At 51.7% G+C, this 18812-nt stretch carries 19 protein-coding genes; 10 read left to right on the forward strand and 9 right to left on the reverse strand.

The annotated features are described in order from the left end of the window. Nucleotides 1-9: 9 nt before the first annotated feature. Nucleotides 10-1230 (reverse strand): glycosyltransferase, encoded by a 1221-nt coding sequence (locus DESTI_RS28975; RefSeq protein ID WP_014810834.1) that lies wholly within the window; start codon nucleotides 1228-1230, stop codon nucleotides 10-12. Nucleotides 1231-1272: 42 nt separating this feature from the next. Beyond that, a complete protein-coding gene (locus DESTI_RS15090; RefSeq protein ID WP_014810835.1) occupies nucleotides 1273-2046 on the reverse strand; it encodes an SAM hydrolase/SAM-dependent halogenase family protein in 774 nt (257 codons plus the stop codon). Nucleotides 2047-2162: 116 nt separating this feature from the next. On the opposite strand from DESTI_RS15090, the gene DESTI_RS15095 reads away from it, so the two are divergent. Both DESTI_RS15095 and DESTI_RS15100 read left to right on the forward strand, forming a co-directional pair. After that, nucleotides 2163-2948 (forward strand): ComF family protein, encoded by a 786-nt coding sequence (locus tag DESTI_RS15095; RefSeq protein ID WP_014810836.1) that lies wholly within the window; start codon nucleotides 2163-2165, stop codon nucleotides 2946-2948. 242 nt (nucleotides 2949-3190) lie between these two features. Further along, the gene (locus DESTI_RS15100) at nucleotides 3191-4648 is read left to right on the forward strand and encodes a 4-hydroxyphenylacetate 3-hydroxylase N-terminal domain-containing protein (RefSeq protein WP_014810837.1); all 1458 of its coding nucleotides are present in this window, start codon (nucleotides 3191-3193) and stop codon (nucleotides 4646-4648) included. A gap of 451 nt (nucleotides 4649-5099) precedes the next feature. On the opposite strand, the gene DESTI_RS15110 is transcribed toward DESTI_RS15100, so the two are convergent. The 5 genes from DESTI_RS15110 to DESTI_RS15130 form a co-directional block, all read right to left on the reverse strand. Then, nucleotides 5100-5537: an ACT domain-containing protein gene (locus DESTI_RS15110; RefSeq protein ID WP_014810838.1), complete on the reverse strand. Its 438-nt coding sequence runs from the start codon at nucleotides 5535-5537 to the stop codon at nucleotides 5100-5102. Between the two features lie 41 nt (nucleotides 5538-5578). Then, nucleotides 5579-6130, reverse strand: coding sequence for a 2-oxoacid:ferredoxin oxidoreductase subunit gamma family protein (locus DESTI_RS15115; protein ID WP_014810839.1), 552 nt, complete (start codon nucleotides 6128-6130; stop codon nucleotides 5579-5581). Continuing rightward, nucleotides 6120-6857, reverse strand: coding sequence for a thiamine pyrophosphate-dependent enzyme (locus DESTI_RS15120; RefSeq protein WP_014810840.1), 738 nt, complete (start codon nucleotides 6855-6857; stop codon nucleotides 6120-6122). Before DESTI_RS15120 ends, DESTI_RS15115 begins: the two co-directional genes overlap by 11 nt. 117 nt (nucleotides 6858-6974) lie before the next feature. Continuing rightward, nucleotides 6975-8099, reverse strand: coding sequence for a 3-methyl-2-oxobutanoate dehydrogenase subunit VorB (gene vorB, locus DESTI_RS15125; RefSeq protein WP_014810841.1), 1125 nt, complete (start codon nucleotides 8097-8099; stop codon nucleotides 6975-6977). A gap of 2 nt (nucleotides 8100-8101) precedes the next feature. Then, nucleotides 8102-8368 carry a 4Fe-4S dicluster domain-containing protein gene (locus tag DESTI_RS15130; RefSeq protein ID WP_014810842.1) on the reverse strand — a complete coding sequence of 89 codons (267 nt, stop codon included), beginning with the start codon at nucleotides 8366-8368 and terminating at the stop codon, nucleotides 8102-8104. A gap of 477 nt (nucleotides 8369-8845) precedes the next feature. Here DESTI_RS15130 and DESTI_RS15135 point away from each other — a divergent pair, with 477 nt between their 5' ends. The 7 genes from DESTI_RS15135 to DESTI_RS15165 all read left to right on the forward strand — a co-directional run bounded on the left by DESTI_RS15135 (nucleotide 8846) and on the right by DESTI_RS15165 (nucleotide 15575). Continuing rightward, nucleotides 8846-9523, forward strand: coding sequence for a transposase (locus DESTI_RS15135; protein ID WP_014810843.1), 678 nt, complete (start codon nucleotides 8846-8848; stop codon nucleotides 9521-9523). A gap of 256 nt (nucleotides 9524-9779) precedes the next feature. Beyond that, a complete protein-coding gene (locus tag DESTI_RS15140) occupies nucleotides 9780-10127 on the forward strand; it encodes a hypothetical protein (protein WP_157212172.1) in 348 nt (115 codons plus the stop codon). Between the two features lie 491 nt (nucleotides 10128-10618). Continuing rightward, nucleotides 10619-11860: an ABC transporter substrate-binding protein gene (locus DESTI_RS15145; protein WP_014810845.1), complete on the forward strand. Its 1242-nt coding sequence runs from the start codon at nucleotides 10619-10621 to the stop codon at nucleotides 11858-11860. A gap of 251 nt (nucleotides 11861-12111) precedes the next feature. After that, complete coding sequence (locus DESTI_RS15150) at nucleotides 12112-12981, forward strand: branched-chain amino acid ABC transporter permease (protein ID WP_014810846.1); 870 nt, start codon at nucleotides 12112-12114, stop codon at nucleotides 12979-12981. Nucleotides 12982-12985: 4 nt separating this feature from the next. Further along, the gene (locus DESTI_RS15155) at nucleotides 12986-13927 is read left to right on the forward strand and encodes a branched-chain amino acid ABC transporter permease (RefSeq protein ID WP_014810847.1); all 942 of its coding nucleotides are present in this window, start codon (nucleotides 12986-12988) and stop codon (nucleotides 13925-13927) included. 188 nt (nucleotides 13928-14115) lie between these two features. Further along, complete coding sequence (locus DESTI_RS15160) at nucleotides 14116-14883, forward strand: ABC transporter ATP-binding protein (RefSeq protein WP_014810848.1); 768 nt, start codon at nucleotides 14116-14118, stop codon at nucleotides 14881-14883. After that, nucleotides 14874-15575 carry an ABC transporter ATP-binding protein gene (locus DESTI_RS15165; RefSeq protein ID WP_014810849.1) on the forward strand — a complete coding sequence of 234 codons (702 nt, stop codon included), beginning with the start codon at nucleotides 14874-14876 and terminating at the stop codon, nucleotides 15573-15575. The genes DESTI_RS15160 and DESTI_RS15165 overlap by 10 nt, the downstream gene beginning before the upstream one ends. Before the next feature lie 260 nt (nucleotides 15576-15835). On the opposite strand, the gene DESTI_RS15170 is transcribed toward DESTI_RS15165, so the two are convergent. Continuing rightward, a complete protein-coding gene (locus DESTI_RS15170) occupies nucleotides 15836-16438 on the reverse strand; it encodes a tetratricopeptide repeat protein (protein ID WP_014810850.1) in 603 nt (200 codons plus the stop codon). A gap of 210 nt (nucleotides 16439-16648) precedes the next feature. On the opposite strand from DESTI_RS15170, the gene DESTI_RS15180 reads away from it, so the two are divergent. Continuing rightward, entirely contained in the window at nucleotides 16649-17827 is a 1179-nt protein-coding gene (locus DESTI_RS15180; protein WP_014810852.1) for a pyridoxal phosphate-dependent aminotransferase, read from the forward strand. 21 nt (nucleotides 17828-17848) lie between these two features. Here the strand turns inward: DESTI_RS15180 and DESTI_RS15185 are convergent, their stop codons facing one another. Further along, a complete protein-coding gene (locus DESTI_RS15185; protein WP_014810853.1) occupies nucleotides 17849-18682 on the reverse strand; it encodes a coiled-coil domain-containing protein in 834 nt (277 codons plus the stop codon). Nucleotides 18683-18812 lie beyond the last annotated feature (130 nt).

Genomic DNA, 18812 nt, shown 5'->3' on the forward strand with positions numbered 1-18812 from the left:
TATATTGGGCTACAGGGATGAAAACAGCGCATCGAATTCTTCTGCTGTGGAATCCCAACTCACACCGGACTTGACGAGAAAATCATGGCCGGCTGCTCCCATACGTGCCCGCAAGTCCGGGTCGGAGACAAGACGGATGAGGCACTTCCGCAGTTCTTCCACATCACCGGGTTCCACCAGGAAGGCAGTCTCCCCTTCCCTCACCATGTCAGGTATTCCGCCGATGCGAGTGGAAATCACCGGGAGCCCCGAAGCCATTGCCTCGTTCACCACATTCGGGCGTCCTTCCATGTAACTGGGCAAGCACAATAAATCCGTGTGGCGCATCAACCTTGCCACTGCTTCAGGAGGGAGTAATCCTCTCCACTCCGTGTTGTCGGCAAGTCCGAGCCGCTTGGACAAAGCTTTTAGCACCTCCAGGTCAGGGCCGTCTCCCACAATCGTGAGGTGAGCTTTCTCAAGCTCCGGGTCCGCAAGCGCATCCAGCAAATCGTGAAGTCCTTTTCGAGCAATCAGGCTGCCGACGAATAGTATCCGGACATGTTCCCGTATTCGTCTCGGTTCCGATGGCGGATGGAACATCTCCACATCCACCCCGAACCGCGGCACGCGACATTTTTCGCGGTCGATCCCGAGATCGAGCATGATGTCTCTTAGTTCGCGGCTGACGGGAACGATCAGAGATGCCCTTTTGGTGACGAATTTCGTGAGTTTGCGCCAGATGTAGCGATCACGTGCCAGGTACCCGTCATCGCCTCTGAAGGAAATAACCAGCGGCTTTCGCGTCAACATGCCTGCGACCGCACCGACAATTCCCGCGCCAAGCCAATTCGCATAGATAAGATCCATGTGACGGGCTTCCGATATGGCTTTCAGGAGAAATACCAGCATCATCGGAAAGACCTGCAACTTCGCGAGGAAACTCTTTGCCATGTTTTCGGGAATACCACCCGCACCGATCGTTAGCCTTTCCAGGAATCTCGGGAAAAAATAGCCGAAACGCACAGTTTCAATGCCGCTCAAGAAACGCCTGCCGTAAAACTGCCCGTTTGACGGAGCAACCACTCGAAGCTCGTACCCGCGGCGCTTCAGTGCACCCAACAATTTGGCAATGAAGATTCCTGAAGGATCTTTTTCATCAGATGGATACGAAGTCGTGAGAACCAGAACCTTGGGTTTTCGCTGCCTCTTTTCGGGCTTACGATGCGTGGATTGTTTGGGTTTCTTCACTGTTTCACCCGTTGTACGATCTCCATAGCGCCTGGCGGTTTCTTACCAGAGGATCCGGATTTTGTCACCTGTCTCTATATGGAGCTCTGCTGAAGCATTTCCTCGGTTGACGGCCACTTCGAGCAATCCGAAACTGTTGATCAGTGCGACCGGTTCGTGAAAGGGGACTTCTGCGAAATATCTGCTGAGCCGTGGAATACGTGTCCCGGCAATACGGATCTCTCGAACCGTGCGGTCCAGCAAATCAGCCGGAATGTTGGTTGTAACATTGCCGAAGCGATCTGTGTAAATGGCTTCTCCTTCAATTGCGCTCGCACTCCTGACGGGCTTCGGAACCGTCAACGTTACCGGTTTCTCCACGACCGGACCGATGCTCTCGAACATTTTCCCTGCACTCAGATGAGCAGCAGCGGGAGCAAAAATGTCACGTCCGTGAAAAGTCGCATACGGCTCCGGAAGCATGAATTCGGGATTGCGAATCTCTCGGACTTCCACGTCTGCTGACTCGTTCAAAATGAAGGTGAACAGGCCGTTATCAGGACCCACGTAATAGCCTGTTCTTGTTCTGACAGCTAAACCTCGCCTTTGACTGCCGACTCCAGGATCGATTACTCCGACATGCACGGCAGTCGGCGGGAAGTACTTGCGGATTCCGTTGAGGACAAGCGCACCCTCCAGTATGGAGAAAGGTTCTATGTCATGGGTTACGTCCACGATCCGTGCTTCGGGGAAGATCCCGAGAATAACCCCTTTCATCTGGGCCGTGAAACCGTCTCTTGTGCCGAAATCCGTAGTGAGAGTCACGATGGAAATCACGATATCTCCTGCAATACGCGTTGACAAGCTGTATAATACTTGATTAAGTCTTGGCATCAAGAGAACAGTGCTTCACAATTCCTCTCGGTATCCCTCGTACGAGCAAGGGACAAACAATGCTGAAAGACGGGATTACGGATTTCATCCAAACGCTTTCGGATCTAGTCTTTCCTCCTGCCTGCCATTTCTGCGATTCTCCGGAGGTTGAGTCGGGCTTTGAGATCTGCGCGGATTGTGCGGAATCCATCACCCGCATAGAGCCGCCGATTTGTGCCCAATGCGGCCTGCCGCTGGCTCACAATACCACACATGAGATGCTGTTTTGCGGAACATGTCTAACAGATCCGCCTGCGTACGGAACGGCCCGTTTTGGCACAGCTTATGAAGGCGATTTGAGGCAAGCTCTCAAGAATTTCAAGTACAACGGTCAATTACGTCTTTCATCGGCTCTTGGACAACTCTTGTCGGAAGCCTTCTTCCGATATTACGATCCCGCTCAATTCGACGTCATAGTGCCGGTTCCGATTCACCGCAAGAAATTACTGGAACGGGGATTCAATCAGGCGGTAATACTCGCTCGAAAACTTTCGAAGAATACCGGGATTCCGCTCGATAGAAATAGTTTCAAGAAGATCCGCGATACACCTGCGCAAGCCCGGCTCTCCAAGAAGGAAAGGCAGCGTAACCTGAAGGGTTCTTTTCAAGTTTCTCGCCTGAATGCTATAAAGGATAAACGTATTTTGCTCGTGGACGATGTCGCAACCACCGGTTCAACCATCACAGAGGCTTCACGGACACTACACAAGGCGGGAGCCGCACAGGTAAGCGTTCTCGTCCTCGCTCTTACGCTTCCCGGCAAAAGCGAGCCGGAGGGGAGTACCAATGCGCATTCAAAGAGATAAGATCTGGGAAACCCTTCTTGTAAGAAGTGTTTCCCAGACCCTTCCCAAGAACTTTTAATATTCGCCTAACACCAGAGTTTTTCTAACGAAAAACTCTGGTGTTAGGCGAGTGCTAAAAGTTTTTTGGAGGGTTCGGGGACCTTTTTTACAAAAAGGTCCCCGGATATTACTGCTTTGAAAGCGAATCCGAAACAAGGGACTGCAGGCTCGCTGCGGTCATGTTTTAGCCGAAAGGAGAAGCAATGGCTTTGAAGACTCCCGAGCAGTTCGAAGAGAGCTTGAAGCAATTCAAGCCTGTCGTATTCATGAACGGCAAACGTGTGGAGGATGTGCTTTCGAATCCTAATACTCGAACCGTGGTTGAGGCCAATAAAGCGAGTTACCAGTGGGCACTCGATCCGCGATACAGTCAAACCATGACGTGTTTCTCACCTCTTATCCAGGGCACGGTGAACAGGTACACGCATATCAGCGGGAGCAACGAGGATCTTCTTTCCAAAGCCAAGGCTGGAACCTTCACCGCAGAAATGCTGGGCACATGTATTTACCGGTGCGTGGGGTACGACGCATTCCATGCCCTTGCCGCCACAACCTGGGAAATGGACAAGACTATCGGCACCGAGTACTACCCGCGATTTGTCAATTACTTGAAAATGGTGCAAGAGAACGATCTTTCTGCCGCTGGAGCGCTGACAGAACCCCGCGGGAGCAGGAAGAAGAGGACTCTGGATTGGCCGGATCCTTTCCTCTCGTTAAAGGTAGTGGAGAAGAACAGCGACGGCATTGTTGTCAGAGGCGCGAAAGTGAACATTTCAGGGGCTTTCGCCAGTCATGAGCTTGTGGTTTTGCCTCAATCATCCCACGGAGAAGGTGAGGAGGACTATGCTGTAGCCTTTGCCGTTCCCGTTGATACGAAGGGTATAACTTACATCTGCCAATATTCGCCCTATTCCGCGGAACGCGACCAGGCTGAAGATATTTACGAACTGGGAAATCCCGTATTCGGCCAACGGGAAACCTCAATGGTCGTTTTCGACAATGTTTTCGTGCCCTGGGAACGGGTATTCCATTGCGGAGAAGTGAAATATTCCGGCAAACTTGTCGCACGGTTTGCACGAACTCACCGTATGACGTGCGGCGGCACGTGCAAAGTGGGGTTCATGAATCAAATCATAGGAGCCTGCAAGCTTATTCAAGAGTATAAGGGCCTGGACAATATCTCCCACATAAACGATCAAATCACGGAAATGGTGGTGCTCCGAGAGACCGGTCGAGCATGCGGCATGGCCGCGGCTCAGTTGGGGTCAGAAGATCCTCCGGGTTCCGGCGTCTTTCTTCCTGACGAAGTCATGGGCAATGTGGCCAAACTGAATATCTGTAACGCTTTTTGGCGCACTATGGCTCTGGCGGGCGATATAGGCGGAGGATTGATCGTCACCATGCCGTCACTAAAAGAATTGAAAAATCCCGAAACCAAAGCGTACGTCGAGGAGTTCTTCAGTTTCGGATCGGACGAACCGACGGAAAACATTCTCAAGGTGCATAAGCTGCTCCAGCACTGGACTGCCGGACAACACGGAGTGGGGACCTGGCACGGAGCCGGGCCGGTGATGGCACAGAAGATTATGCTCCAGAGGATCGTGAAATTCGATCATGAAAAAGAACTCGTGAAGAAAACGCTAAATCTGAAGGAGAAATAAGAGAAATCGGGGAGGAACTTCTTGTAATCCCGCTTGGCGGGACTCCCAACCCACCTCAAGAACTTTCAATATTCGCCCAAAAGCCTGGGAGGGAGTCTTGGGGAGATATGCGCTAACTTGGCGTGGTTTTGGTCGTTTGTTCCGGAGGAACAGCCGACAATAGGCCGGCGATTCATCGCCGGTTAAGGAAAAACCTAATGATTTTCGAGTCCCGGAGCGACGATTGATACACAAATTCCCGGCAATGAATTACCGGGCTATTTTCTTTAGTCCCTCTGGGACAAAGAATTACAGCAAAGTCAAGATCGACCTTCGGAAGATTAACGTTGGGGGCATTCAGAGTGGGATGGCAAAAGCTCGAGTCGTCGTCTTAAACGAAGATGTGGCAGAATGGTTTGAGGAGTCATCATGGTGAGTTAACGAAGACTCCTCACACCTTACTCGCGAAGCATTAGAAATTGTACAGCTCTTCGCCGTAAAGTTTGATCCATTCTTTGGAGAGAGCATCATGAGCCGCCTGGATATTGTCTACGCCCAGGAGGATTATCGTGCGATCGCCCGCGCCGTGGAAACTGATGCAGGAATACAGGTATCGCACATTCACTCCCGCAAGCTTCAAAGGTTTTAGCAAAGCATTTAGTCCGCCCGGATGATGCGGAGCTTCTGCAGCCAATATTTCCCTGATTTCGGGTTTGAGACCGGCGCTTTCAAGGACGTTGGTGACTCGAGCAGGGTTTGTGGCAACAAAACTCAGTATTCCCTCAGATCCTTCGGCTTGTACAGTCAAAGCCAAGATATTGATTCCGTTGGCTCCAAGAAGTTCGCTGACCTGGGATAAAACGCCGGGTTTGTTTTCGAGCCGAACGGCAATTTCTTTCACCGTCTTCATGAGAAAACCTCCGATATGAACAACAACATAATGAGAATGAACTATGCAGCAGAACTGGTATTGATGAACTTCGCCCCCTCGAAGAGCGCTTTCTGATTCATGTCAATGAGCGTTTGTTTCTTGCCTTTCAAGACCGTGTCAATCGCGCCCAGAAGTGCTTCTTGTGAGACGATTCCGGCAACGGCATTAACAGCTCCCAGCATAACCATGTTCAATGCGCGGTCGTTTCCCATGTCGCGTGCCAGCGAGTTCGCAGGTATTTTGACAATTCGGAGATCGCTTCGCGCAGGATCTTCGGAAATGAGATCGCTGTTAAGGAACATGGTGCCACCGGATTTCACGGCATTTGAATACTTGATCATAGAAGGATAATTCATGGCCACCACGTATTCCGGAGAAGCAGCAGTGGGCGAGGCTATTTCACTATCGGACACCACCACCGTGCAATTGGCTGTGCCGCCGCGAACTTCGGCGCCGTACGCGGGCAGAAAGGTGACGTGTTTGTCTTCGTTCATCCCCGCTACTGCCAGGACATAACCCATCATGAGGACTCCCTGTCCTCCGAATCCTGAGAACACTATTTTAAGCAACATCCTTGATCACCTTGACCGGGAATATTTTGGTCATGACTTCGTCCACCCACCGTATAGCCTCGGCTGGAGAAAGCTTCCAGTTTGTGGGACAGGGCGACAGAATTTCAACCATGGAATAACCTTTGTCTTCCAACTGAACTGTAAATGCCTTTTTCAGAGCTTTTTTCGTTCGCATAACGCCCTTGGGAGACGTCACGGCAGTGCGTTCGATATAAACGCTTCCGGCAGCGAGTCCGAGCATTTCGCTAAGGTCCAGGGGATTGCCGTCGCGAAGAGGTATTCTGCCGCCGGGAGACGTGGTGGTGACCTGACCCGGAATGGTGGTTGGCGCCATTTGTCCGCCGGTCATTCCGTACACTGCATTATTGATGAACACTGCAGTGATCCGTTCCCCTCTGTTTGCAGCATGTATTGTCTCCGCAGTACCAATAGCGGCTATATCGCCGTCGCCCTGGTATGTGAAAACGATGCGATCCGGCAAGACCCTCTTGATGCCTGTTGCAACAGCCGCTGCACGGCCATGCGGAGCCTCGGCCATATCAACATCAAAGTAGTTGTACGCCAAGACGGCGCATCCCGCGGGAGGAACTCCGATGGTCTTGTCTCGTATTCCCAATTCGTCGATCACTTCCGCAACGAGCCGGTGAACGATACTGTGACCGCAACCCGGACAGTAGTGAAAAGGGGTCTCTTTGAGAGACTGGGGCCTGGAAAATACTTTTTTCACGTTTGTCGCTCCCTTGAACTGACATAGCCGACGCCGGCGGAAATTTGTTCAGCGAACAGTGTTAATAGAGAGTAGAGTTAGACTCGGCCATGCACTCAGATTTCTGGAATAACTCGATCAAGCGATTCCCAGGACTCGATAACTGGAACCCGCTTCAGAACCGTTCTGGCGTCCGGAATTTACCCTGTGGTACGTTGCAGACAGAACCCGAGCTATTTCCTCACCGGTGGGGACAACCCCTCCGGGCCGGCCGTAGAATGATACGTCGCAACGTCCTTCAACTGCCAAACGTACGTCTTCAACCATCTGACCGGTGCTCAATTCAAATACTACGATGTGCTTGACCTTGCGGCTCAGTTGAGCGAGCGGCTCGTTGGGATACGGCCACAGCGTTTTCGGTCGAAATAATCCAATCTTCTTACCGGCCTCTCGGACACGTTGCACAGCGCCTTTTGCGATACGCGCAGCCGTTCCGTAAGCGACGATAATTATCTCCGCATCTTCGTGCTGGTACATTTCCGCATCGGGAATTTCTTCGGAAATGATCTCGTACTTGCGTGCAAGCCGCCAATTAAGCTCTTCTTCCAGATTGGGGTCCAACCAGAGCGAACGTATGATACGGCTGGAACGTTCTTTGCACCCGTCGAGAATCCAATCCTTCTTCGGAAGAGATGCGAGATCGATGGGTTCCGGGAAGATTACCGGCTCCATCATTTGCCCCATCATGCCGTCGCCCAGGATCATAACAGGAGTTCTGAATCGGTCAGCCAGATCGAAGGCATCTCTGGTCATATTGGCTATTTCCTGGCCGTAAGCAGGAGCCAGTACGATAAGGCGGTAATCGCCGTGTCCTCCACCTCTGGTCGCCTGGAAATAATCACCCTGAGACGGGGCGATATTGCCGAGACCGGGGCCGCCTCGCATCATATTTACGATGACTGCAGGTAATTCCATGGCTGCCAGATAGGAGATGCCTTCCTGTTTCAGGCTGATTCCCGGGCTGGACGATGATGTCATCACCCGCGCTCCCGCAATACTTGCTCCCATGACCATGTTGATGGATGCGAGTTCACTTTCGGCCTGAACGAATATTCCGTCTTTCATCTTTGCGAACTGTGCTGCCATGTACTCGGGAAGCTCGTTCTGAGGCGTAATCGGATATCCGAAATAGGCGCGGCAGCCTGCACGAATAGCTGCTTCGCCCAGCACGTGAGTGCCGCGCATAAGGACCTTGCCAGCCATATTCAGTCTTCCTCTGCTTTGTCTTTGGATTCGCTTTTGTCTTGACGGTAGACTTCGATTGCCACATCCGGACACATGGTACCACAGAGCGCACATCCAGTGCACTCGACCATTTCAGGGTCTTCCGCGGATTCTTCTGCGAAGGCCGCAGGATAATAGCCTTTCTTGTTCAGCTCATCGGAAATGGAAATCTGCTTCTTGGGACAGAAAATGATGCACAAGCCGCAGCCTTTGCACCGCTCTTTGTCGATTACGATGCGGCCTTTCACGTTTCATCTTCCTTTCATGTTGTAGGAAAAGTACTAAGTTAGACCTCGCAAGCCGCTCTGTCAATAGAAAAGAATCGCCGGCAAGTAAGCATTCAGTTAGACGGGGAAGAGGTTTCAAGCTGTCTCAAAATCGAAATTTATCCGGGATCGTGGCACGTATTTCTAACCATCTTCCCGGCCTGATTGTAGGGGCGCCCCTCGTGGGTGCCCAGTAGTGACCGGCCTCAGTGCCGGTCATTCCGGGAAGGGCAGGCACGAGACCTGCCCCTACGAGGGGTGAATCGTGGCACGATTTGTTGTGCATTCGAGAATTTTGAGACAGTCTCGTTTCTTCAGCTTCATGGGGGCCATCCAACAGTAATCCAGCGGGACGTGGGCAATTCCCCGGAATTCCCGGAATTCCGGCCCGGAATTCCCGAATTCCGGGGACACCATACTTAATTAGTGCACAGAATGTAGTCTGTGGTATAGTGAAGCATGGCCAGACTAGCTCGATTGGTAGGTCCTGGTGTTCCTCACCATATAACGCAACGTGGTAATCGCCGACAAAGGACTTTCTTCTGTGATGAGGACTATCTGGTTTATCTGGAAATTATGGCTGACTGGTGTTCCCGTTTCGACGTGGAAGTATGGACCTATTGTCTGATGCCGAACCACGTTCACTTGATTGCAGTACCGAGTTCAGAAGATGGATTGCGCCGCGCTATTGGCGAAGCTCATCGAAGATATTCCCGGCGAATCAACTTTCGTGAGGGGTGGCGAGGGCATTTGTGGCAGGGTCGGTTTGCCTCATATCCCATGGATGAAAGGTATCTCCTTGCTGCAGCCAGATATGTCGAACTGAATCCTGTGCGGGCTGGTCTCGTGCAGTCACCCGGAATCTATCCCTGGAGCAGTGCGGCTGCTCATCTGACGGGCCGGGACGACATATTGGTGAAGGTAGCACCTCTGATCGAGCTTGTGGAAGACTGGGTAAAATTTCTTGCCGAAGCATGTTCGGATACCGAGGCAGAGGCGCTTCGTCGTCACGAGCGCACCGGTAGGCCTCTGGGCAATGATGACTTTCTCTCGAGACTCGAGCTTGCCCTGGATAGATCCGTCCGACCACGAAAACCTGGCCCGAAAGGGTTCAAGAAGAAAGGCTCCGGGAATTAAGTATGGTGTCCGGGGAATTGCCCGGAATTGTACCGGAATTCCCACAGAATCACTGAGGAGACCCCCCGTTGTTGTCCAGCGTCCATTACTCCTGATGGTGATGTCCTTGACCGATGTGGCCTAGATGAGAGAGCTGATCATTCACTTAACCAAATACGCACAAATGGCTTGCTTGAGTGGCATATTGGTTCTTTCTAGTTCCTGTTCGGATTACGGAATTAGTCGGAAAATCAACACATTCTTCAAGGAAATAAGTGTGAGTGAACCGTCAAGTCACTATGATTTGAGAGACGTTGTGCCTGGAGACTGGGAAGAAGTATGTATCGTTTATTTTCCATATATAAGCCGCTCAGATATCGAGAAGAAATTTCAGGGAAAGGTCGTTGGCCGTGAAAAATTCGTTTCGGAAGCCCATTGGATGCTTCTTGGCATAAACGGGAAAAGGGAGATTACTCAAGTTGTACTTGACGTCGACGTTGGTCGTTTCTTGGCCGACAATTTCAAAGGAGCCTCATGGCAGCGGAATTGCGTATCCAGTCAAGAGGCTGTGCTCACATGGATAACTCAGAACGGACAACGTTACCTTAAACTCGGGAATTATTAGAGGTTCACATGCCCTCCAACTTTTGAACACGTGCGGGAATTCCGAATTCCGCGAATCAATTCCCAATTCCGCCAATTCCGGGGACACCACCAATTCCGCCAATTCCGGGGACACCATACTTAATTAGTGCACAGAATGTAGTCTGTGGTACAGTGAAGCATGGCCAGACTAGCTCGATTGGTAGTCCTGGTGTTCCTCACCATACAACGCAATGTGGGCGTGCCCGGCTATGACTAAATGGTTACCGCCTGCAGTCCTTCCACAGAAAAAGCTTGACTCCGACCGCAATTGGACTACACATAAAATTCCTACAAATAATTGAGCGCGTCCCCGAAAACGGTGCTTCATGCCGCTCATGCTTCTCAGCTTGGCATGATCAGGGCATCGGCTTCCAAGAAATCCGTGGTGGAGGTTCCCCGGAGTCTGCGAGGTCTCCTTCTCGGGTTCTGGCGTGATGCGAACGGTCGAGTATTAAGGATTAGGAGGTAGGGATGAAAAAATCCGCATACATTGTCTGTGCATTGATGATCCTATCGTGTCTGCTTTTTCTGCCCCAAATCGTCGCAGCTCAGGCTGGGAAACCAATAAAGATCGGGGTCATCGCCGACAAAACCGGTGGACTCGCCGCTTACGGATACTCCCACGAGAAAGTGCTCAGGACCGCAGCAAAACTCACCAATGAAAAGGGCGGCATCAACGGCCGGCCGGTGGAACTCTTCGTCGAAGATACAGAGACCAAACCATCAGTTGGGGCCTTGAAATTCAGGAAACTCGTCGAGACAGACGGCGTGGATTTCGTGATCGACTCCAACATGTCCGGCGTGGCCGTGGCATGCGCTCCTATCGCCAAAGAGCTGAAGACGCCATATTTCCCGTCCGCTTCTGCAACGGAGATATCAGGTGACAAGGGCAACCGGTACGTTTTTCAGATGTGCACTAATATCCGCGAAGAGGTTAAAGGCACTGCGAAATGGGCAGTCGAAAACCTCGGCAAGAAATGGGTTGTCGTAGTTGTCAACTATGCATGGGGATGGTCGAATCAGGAGGACTTCACAAAGTATATCACGGAAAACGGAGGCCAGGTGCTCGAGGCGATCAGGGTGCCGCTGGGCACTAGCGACTGGCTGCCGTATCTGAAAGGCAAGATCCCCAAGGAAGCGGATGCAGTCTACCTGGCCGCCTTCGGTTCTGATTTTCTGTCGGCGCTCCGCGACATTCACGCTGTGCGCCCGGACATCAAGAAACTCGGTGCGGTCTATGCGCTCGCCTCGCACGATCCGGCTAAACTGGGACCCGCCGCCGAAGGAACTTACTGCATCACCTCATATCCCACTTATCTGTCCGGATTGGACACGCCCTTCAACAAACAGTACAGGGAGTTGATTGGAGTGGACCCCGAAGGCATCGAGAAAGGCACAGGGACTCGCTTCGTACTGGCTTACAACTGGGCGGTCTGGGAAGCCTTCTTTGCACTGAAAAACGCTATAGAGAAAGTTAAATGGCAAGACAAGAAGGATACCCCTAAGGTAATCGAGGCACTCGAAGGAATGGAATTGAAGGAAAGCCTTGAATTTCCCCAGGGCAGCGCCACGATCAGGGCTCAGGATCACCTGATTCAGACGGGACTATACATCGAGCAGGTGGACAAAGGCGTAATCAAGGTGGTGGCGAGAATTCCCGCTGCCGACGCTGTCTATCCGCCAATCGCCGATTTCCTGAAAGAACCGTTTTAGGGTAACCGTTCAGTTACGCGGGGTAGAGAAGATCTTTTCCTGCGATCATGATACCACTGACTTTCAAAATCCCCCCTAGCCCCCCTTTATTAAGGGGGGAATTGTACGTGCCTTCTTTACCCCCCTTTTATAAAGGGGGGAAGGGGATTTTCCCCACGCATAACTGAATGGATACGTTCTAGTAGACGACGTAACATGCTGTTCCGGTCGGGTCCCGTCTCGGTCGGAACGGTGGTGGAGGATCCCCGGTCATGCCAGAATCGGCAGTCACGGTATTGTTTCTGCTCATGAACGGCCTCATCTGGGGTCTGATCATTGCTCTGATCGCCTTGGGCCTCACGCTCATATTCGGCGTCATGGGCATCGTGAACATGGCCCACGGCGACCTGTACATGCTCGGAGCGGTGCTGGCGTTTTATATTCTCCCCGTTTTCGACAGTTTTTGGGTCGCGCTGGCCGCGGTGCCAATAATTGCCGCGATCGTTGCGGCACCTATGGAACGTTTCATCCTGCGACCTTACGAAGGGCATCCGTCGGTGACGATGATTGCAACGGTGGGCATTTCTTTCATCCTTCAGCAGGTTGTTCTGGCAACGTACGGCGGCATACCCAAGAAGATTGCTGCGCCCGTGGATTGGTCCTTCAATCTGCTTGGCGTGGATTATCCCGGGTACAGGCTGATTGTTGCAGGTATCGCCATCTTGATCATCATCTGTCTTTATCTTTTCCTGTATCGCACAAATTACGGGATTCTCATCAGGGCTTCGATCCAGGACAGGCAGATGGCTGCGGCTATGGGAATTAACGTCAGCAGGGTGTTGATCTCGACATTTGTCATAGGCTCAGGGCTGGCAGCGATCGCTGGAGTGCTTGCAGCGCCCATATCCCAGGTTTTCTATCTTATGGGGAATGATGTGGTCCTGCTCTGCTTCATAGTTGTTATAATCGGCGGCATGGGGAGTCTGGGCGGCACTCTGATCGCTGCACTGACGATTTGTGCGCTCGAAGGGGTCCTGGCGTCGGTGCTCACGCCCACTCAGGCCAAGGCAGCGATTTTCGTGGTCATGGTTGCCGTGCTCATGGTGCGACCGCGCGGCCTTTTCGCTGAAAGAGAGGGCTGAGACGGTGCAAAGGGAATGGGTATTACGATATTTCGCGCTGGGCTTCCTGGTCCTCCTCGGCCTGCTGGGTGCTGTACTGCCACCCGGAGCAAGGTCTCTGGTAATCCAGATCATGATTTTCAGCATATTCGCTATGGGATACGACGTATGTCTGGGGTATACGGCGCAATGCAGCCTCGGCCATGCCCTATTCTTCGGAGCCGGCGCGTACGGATGCGTTCTGTCGTTGATGCACTTGAAAGTCGGCATTGTAGTTTCCCTCGGGATCGGTGTGGTCACCGGTCTCGTGATGGGAATCTTGCTGGGTCTTATCTGCGTGAGACTGTCCGAGGCGTATTTTGTAATCGTCACCGCGATCATTGCGGCGGTCTTCCACCTGTTAGCCATGGATTTGGTCTGGCTTACGGGTGGGGATGACGGTCTGAGCATAAGTCTCCCGCCCATAAAACTGGGATTCGCCGAAATCTCGCTTTACAAACCGATTGCAAATTACTACTTCATTCTTTTTTTTCTGGCCTTGAGCTACTTCGTACTGGCACGGATTCTCCATGCTCCTCTCGGCAAGATCTTCGTGTCGATCCGCGAGAACCCCAAGCGGGCTCAATTCCTTGGCTATAACGTGACCCGTTACAAGCTCATAGCCTTTGTGTTGTCGGGTATGTTTGCCGCATTGGCGGGCGCTTTGTATTCCTTGACCCTGCGATACGCATCCGCCGACTATCTCGGGTTTTATTGGTGCGTACTGCCCGTGGTTTGGTGCCTGGTCGGAGGCCTGGGCACACTGGTCGGCCCGTGGATCGGCGTGGCCCTCATGTCCCTGTTCCAGTATTACGTTAGCGCGTGGTTCACCTATTACCTGCTGTTGTTTGGGGTTTTGATACTCATCATCTTGGCCGTGTCGCGCCGGGGTATCCTCGGATATGTGGCAAGCAAAGGGGAGCGCTAAGGCTATGGCATTAATTTATCAGAATATTCCCCCCCTTTATAAAGGGGGGCAGGGGGGATTTTGATCTAAACCCCTGAAATCCCCCTGAATCCCCCTTTAGAAAAGGGGGATATTGCCTTCTTGGCACCAGGGGGTGCCCATTTAAGCAACTGCGACCCTAAGTTAACGCATACGGGAGTGATAAGGCTATGGCTGAAGACGGATATCTGCTGGAACTGAAAGACGTGTCAAAGCATTTCGGTGGGCTGGTCGCAGTTAACGGGGTGTCGTACGGAGTGCGGAAGGGAGAAATCAGGGGCATTATCGGTCCCAATGGAGCCGGGAAAACGACTCTTTTCAATGTTATTACAGGAGAGTTGAAGCCTTCGGGAGGAAAGGTGTACCTCAACGGTGAGGACGTTACCGGCCTTCCACCCGATATTCTTTGCCGGAAAGGCATGAGTCGCACATTTCAGCTTACGTTCATTTTCCCTGAAATGACGGTTTTCGAATGCGTATGGGTAGGGGTCTACTCCCGTGCTCGAAGTCCCTGGAGCCTCTTCTTCTCCAGGATTGACCGCAACGGACCCGTGGCAGAAAAGGCGTTGCACATAATACGCTCGGTGGGTCTCGAGGACAAAATGGACGAGATCGCATCGAATCTCTCCTACGGGGACCAGAAGGTGCTCGAGATAGCAATGGCCCTGTCCACCGATCCGGTGATCCTCCTGTTGGACGAACCGACTCAAGGCGTGGGGCCGGGAGAAGTGGACACAATAATCAATCTTGTGGAGAGCCTTTCGCAAGACATGTCCATAGTGCTTATCGAGCATGATATGGACATAATCTCGCGTCTTTGTCATTACGTTACCGTGTTGAGCTTCGGCACGGTAATTGCCGGAGGTTCCTGCGAAGTGGTGAGCCAGGATGAAGAGGTGCAACGCATATACCTCGGGGAGAAGATAGTATGCTCTTGAGACTCGAGGATATCCACACTCACTATGGGAAGAGCCACATCCTGCAGGGCGTTTCCATGGAGATCCGCAAGGGTGAAATAGTCGGACTCCTGGGCAGGAACGGCGTTGGAAAGACGACAACCCTGAACACGGTAGTGGGGTTCGTTAAACCGAGCAAAGGCCGACTCATCTTCAATGACCGCGATTTTACTTCCTATCCCTGCCATAAGATCTCGCGGATGGGGATCGCCTACGTGCCTCAGGGGAGGCACCTGTTTCCGCAGATGACGGTCCTCGAGAATCTCAAGACAGGCATGCTCTACGCTACCGGCGGTGATGGACTGGACCGGGTGTTCGATCTCTTCCCTAATCTCAAGAGGTTGCTCGACCAAAAGGCTGGTTCTCTGTCCGGAGGCGAACAGCAGGCGGTAGCCATCTCGAGGGCAATCCTCAAGAACCCGGAGATACTCTTGCTGGACGAGCCGACCACGGGCCTGATGCCGCTTTTCGTAAACAGCCTCCTTGAAATAGTGCGGCGCCTCAATGAAGAAGGCATGACTATACTGCTGGTGGAAGAGAAGGTTCCTTTCGTGCTCTCGCTTTCACATCGGATCTACTTCATGGTTAAAGGCAGAATAGAACATGGGGCAGCCAAAGAGGATCTGGTCGAGCGACCGGAAGTTTTCGTAGATTATCTGGGAGTACGGCCGTAACGTCTGACCGTGAGATCGGCACGGGTTTTCGTAATTGCCAAAATTAATGTCCGATGGAGGATAGGAGTATTGGTGGGTGCCGGCCTCCGCGCCGGCACATCTTCAATATAATCAATGATATCGCCAGAATGGACCGGCAGGGACGCCGGTCCCTACCAACATACTGTAATTCACACGCGGGATAAACGACAGAATTCTTGGCGCTGACCATAGCACAGGCTGCGGGAGAGGTCCACTGCGGGCTTGGCCTCCTCCTTACCTCACTCCATCCGAGCGGATTCAACGGATGAGGCCCAATGGTCCAGATAACTCTTGAGGAGCGGATTCGTAGTAAGTTCAATAGACTTACGATACATCTCGGCAGCCTTGTCTGATCTTCCCACATCCAAGTAGGTCACTGCAGTCATAAATACTGAAGCCAAATAGTTAGGGTCCAGCTCCAACGGTGCGGCGAAATTAATGAGACGATTTTCCGAACTCGCAGGAATAAAGTCGCCGGTGAATGCTGCATAAGCAAAAGCAGGTGCCAATTCGTTGGCCTTGTGCCAGTCCAGGATTGCGGCAAGCACCCTGCCGCTGCGAATGTATGCATTACCTCGGTTCACGTGAGCAGCATAGGATTTCGGATTCTTTCGTATCATTTTCGACCAGTGCTGCACAGCAAGTTCGAGATCTCCCGAATACGCAGCCGCTACACCATGATCGAAATCACCTGCCGCAAATCCAACGCAGGAACCATATGCAGTTAGAAGCAAGGCCAGAAGCACTACAGCGAAACGCCAGAACCGACGTTGAGAGTGAAACCGAAAAAACATTCCCAAATCCGATACGTTGCAGAATTTTGTGTATGTCAGATTTTTCATGATAACACAGGGAAAAGATCTCTGCCAGGAATTAACGATTCACGGCAAACATGCGGATATTTAATTGACTTTTCGATTACCACCATGATATCATAAGAAACCCTGAAAAATACAGGGCTGATGCAAGGTCGAGAGCCCGGCCATTCACCTGGATTCAGATTAGAAAGCCGGGCTTTCGTTTGTTCTGATTTTGTAAAAAGGAGGTTGGGGATGCCAGCATCCAAAAAGATCATGGAATTCATGCAGAGATCCTCCTGGATCAGGAAGATGTTCGAGGAAGGCGCTCGCTTGAAAAAAGAGCATGGAGCGCAAAACGTCTTTGATTTCAGCCTTGGAAACCCAAACCTTGATCCAGTTAAAGAAGTAAATGATGCAATCGTCCAGGCAGCAATGGACTTTACTCCCGGAGTTCACGGGTACATGCCGAATGCAGGCTTTCCTGCAGTCAGGGCTGCAGTGGCTCAAAAGATTCGAGAAGCCGAAGGAGTCGAAATAAACGAGAATTCCATCGTGATGACCGTCGGAGCAGGCGGCGGGCTCAATGTGACCCTGAAAACCATTCTGAATCCAGGTGATGAAGTTATCGTTCCCAAGCCGTATTTTGTGGAATATGTTTTCTATATCGATAACCACGGCGGGAAAACTGTTCTGGTGCCTACACTATCCGACTTTTCCCTGGATCTCGACGCTATTGCGCAGGCAGTCACTCCGAATACCGCGGCGTTGTTGATCAATTCTCCCAACAATCCCACCGGCAAGGTATATACAGAGCAGCAGATCAATGACCTGGCTCGGTTGCTCGAGAAGAAGAGCGCAGAAATCGGTCGAGCCATCGTGCTTATTTCCGATGAACCGTACAGAGGCATTATTTATGACAATATTGCGGTACCCAGCATTTTGAAAGCGTATTCCAACAGCATCGTCGTGACTTCGTTTTCAAAAGATCTTTCTCTCCCCGGCGAGCGACTCGGTTATATTGCCATGAATCCCAAAATGGACGATGCAGCATCGACCATTGACGGCCTGGTCCTTGCGAACCGTATTCTTGGATTCGTAAATGCTCCTTCGTTGATCCAACGGGCAGTGAAGGGAGTTCTGACGAATCTGGTGGACGTTTCGGTGTACCGTCGGCGACGAGATCGGCTTTACAGTTCCCTTGTCGATGCCGGATATGACTGTGTGAAACCCGAGGGGGCTTTCTATCTTTTTCCGAAGTCGCCCATAAGCGATGATGTGCAATTTGTAGCTAATCTGCAGAAGAAGCTGATATTGACTGTTCCCGGTACGGGATTCGGAGCTCCCGGGTATTTCCGCATAGCGTACTGCGTGTCTGACGAGACTATCGAAGGCTCACTCAAGGGATTTCGAGAAGCGATTAAAGAAATCTGATCACTGCCGGGCCGGAACTGCCTAACGCCTCAGTTGCAGTTCCAGCTCGTGCACCTTGGATCCTACCTCCAAAAGATATGCTTTTTGCGTCGTGAGTATTTCTTCCAGCTCTTTAATTCGTTTATTGAGTGCCTGCACTTCTTTACCGGATTCTGGTTGCGGTTGGGGCTGCGCTTGAGGTTGGGGTTGTGTTTTCATGGCCGCTATGGCTTGACGATCCGATTCCACTCCGGTCTTGAGATTTGACAGACCCTGCTCCAGCGGAGTCAACTGATCTTTGAGTTCCGCGACAGCCGCTTCTTTCAATTTGGGCAATGTCTTCTTCACGGCATTGACGATCTTGGAATTGTTCTCCTGGATATCTTTGCGGACATCCGCAAGTCCTTTAGCCAGATCGTCTACATTCTTGGACACTCCAGCCATGTGCTTCTTCAAAGCCGGGACTTCTCGCGCTGCTGCGCCTGCCTGCCGTGATTCTGCATCCAGTTTCTTGTTGAACTCTGAAATAGACCCTTCCAGGCTCTTGATCTTCTTGCCCACTTCTTCGCGTTCTTTTTGCGCTTCCTGAGCCCAGTCGCGGAATTCTTCAAGCTTGTTGTTGACCGGGTCCACCTTGGTCTTTATAGCTTGCTGCATACGATCTTGCTGGTCTTCGATCCTCTGGATATCGGCGCTGAAGTCTTTTGGTGGCGAGAATTTCCCGGCCATTTCCTTCAGGTCTTTTTCCTGTTTCTGCATTCTTTTTTCCAGGTCAGCTATCTTTTGTGCGAGCCCGGCGGTATCTTCCGAACAGCCCAGCAACAGCAGAGAAGCAATTATTACCAAGACATATAAAGCACTTCGGCGGGCGCTCATGGGAGACCTCCCAACGCGTTTTTTGGGGCATCATACCAGATTGAGCACGAAACGCAAGAATTTACAGACTATTAAATTCAAAAGATAACATCCGGCTTCGGCAAGATATTCCATCCTATTAGAAATTTAG

This window comes from Desulfomonile tiedjei DSM 6799 (genome assembly GCF_000266945.1).
GTDB lineage: Bacteria > Desulfobacterota > Desulfomonilia > Desulfomonilales > Desulfomonilaceae > Desulfomonile > Desulfomonile tiedjei.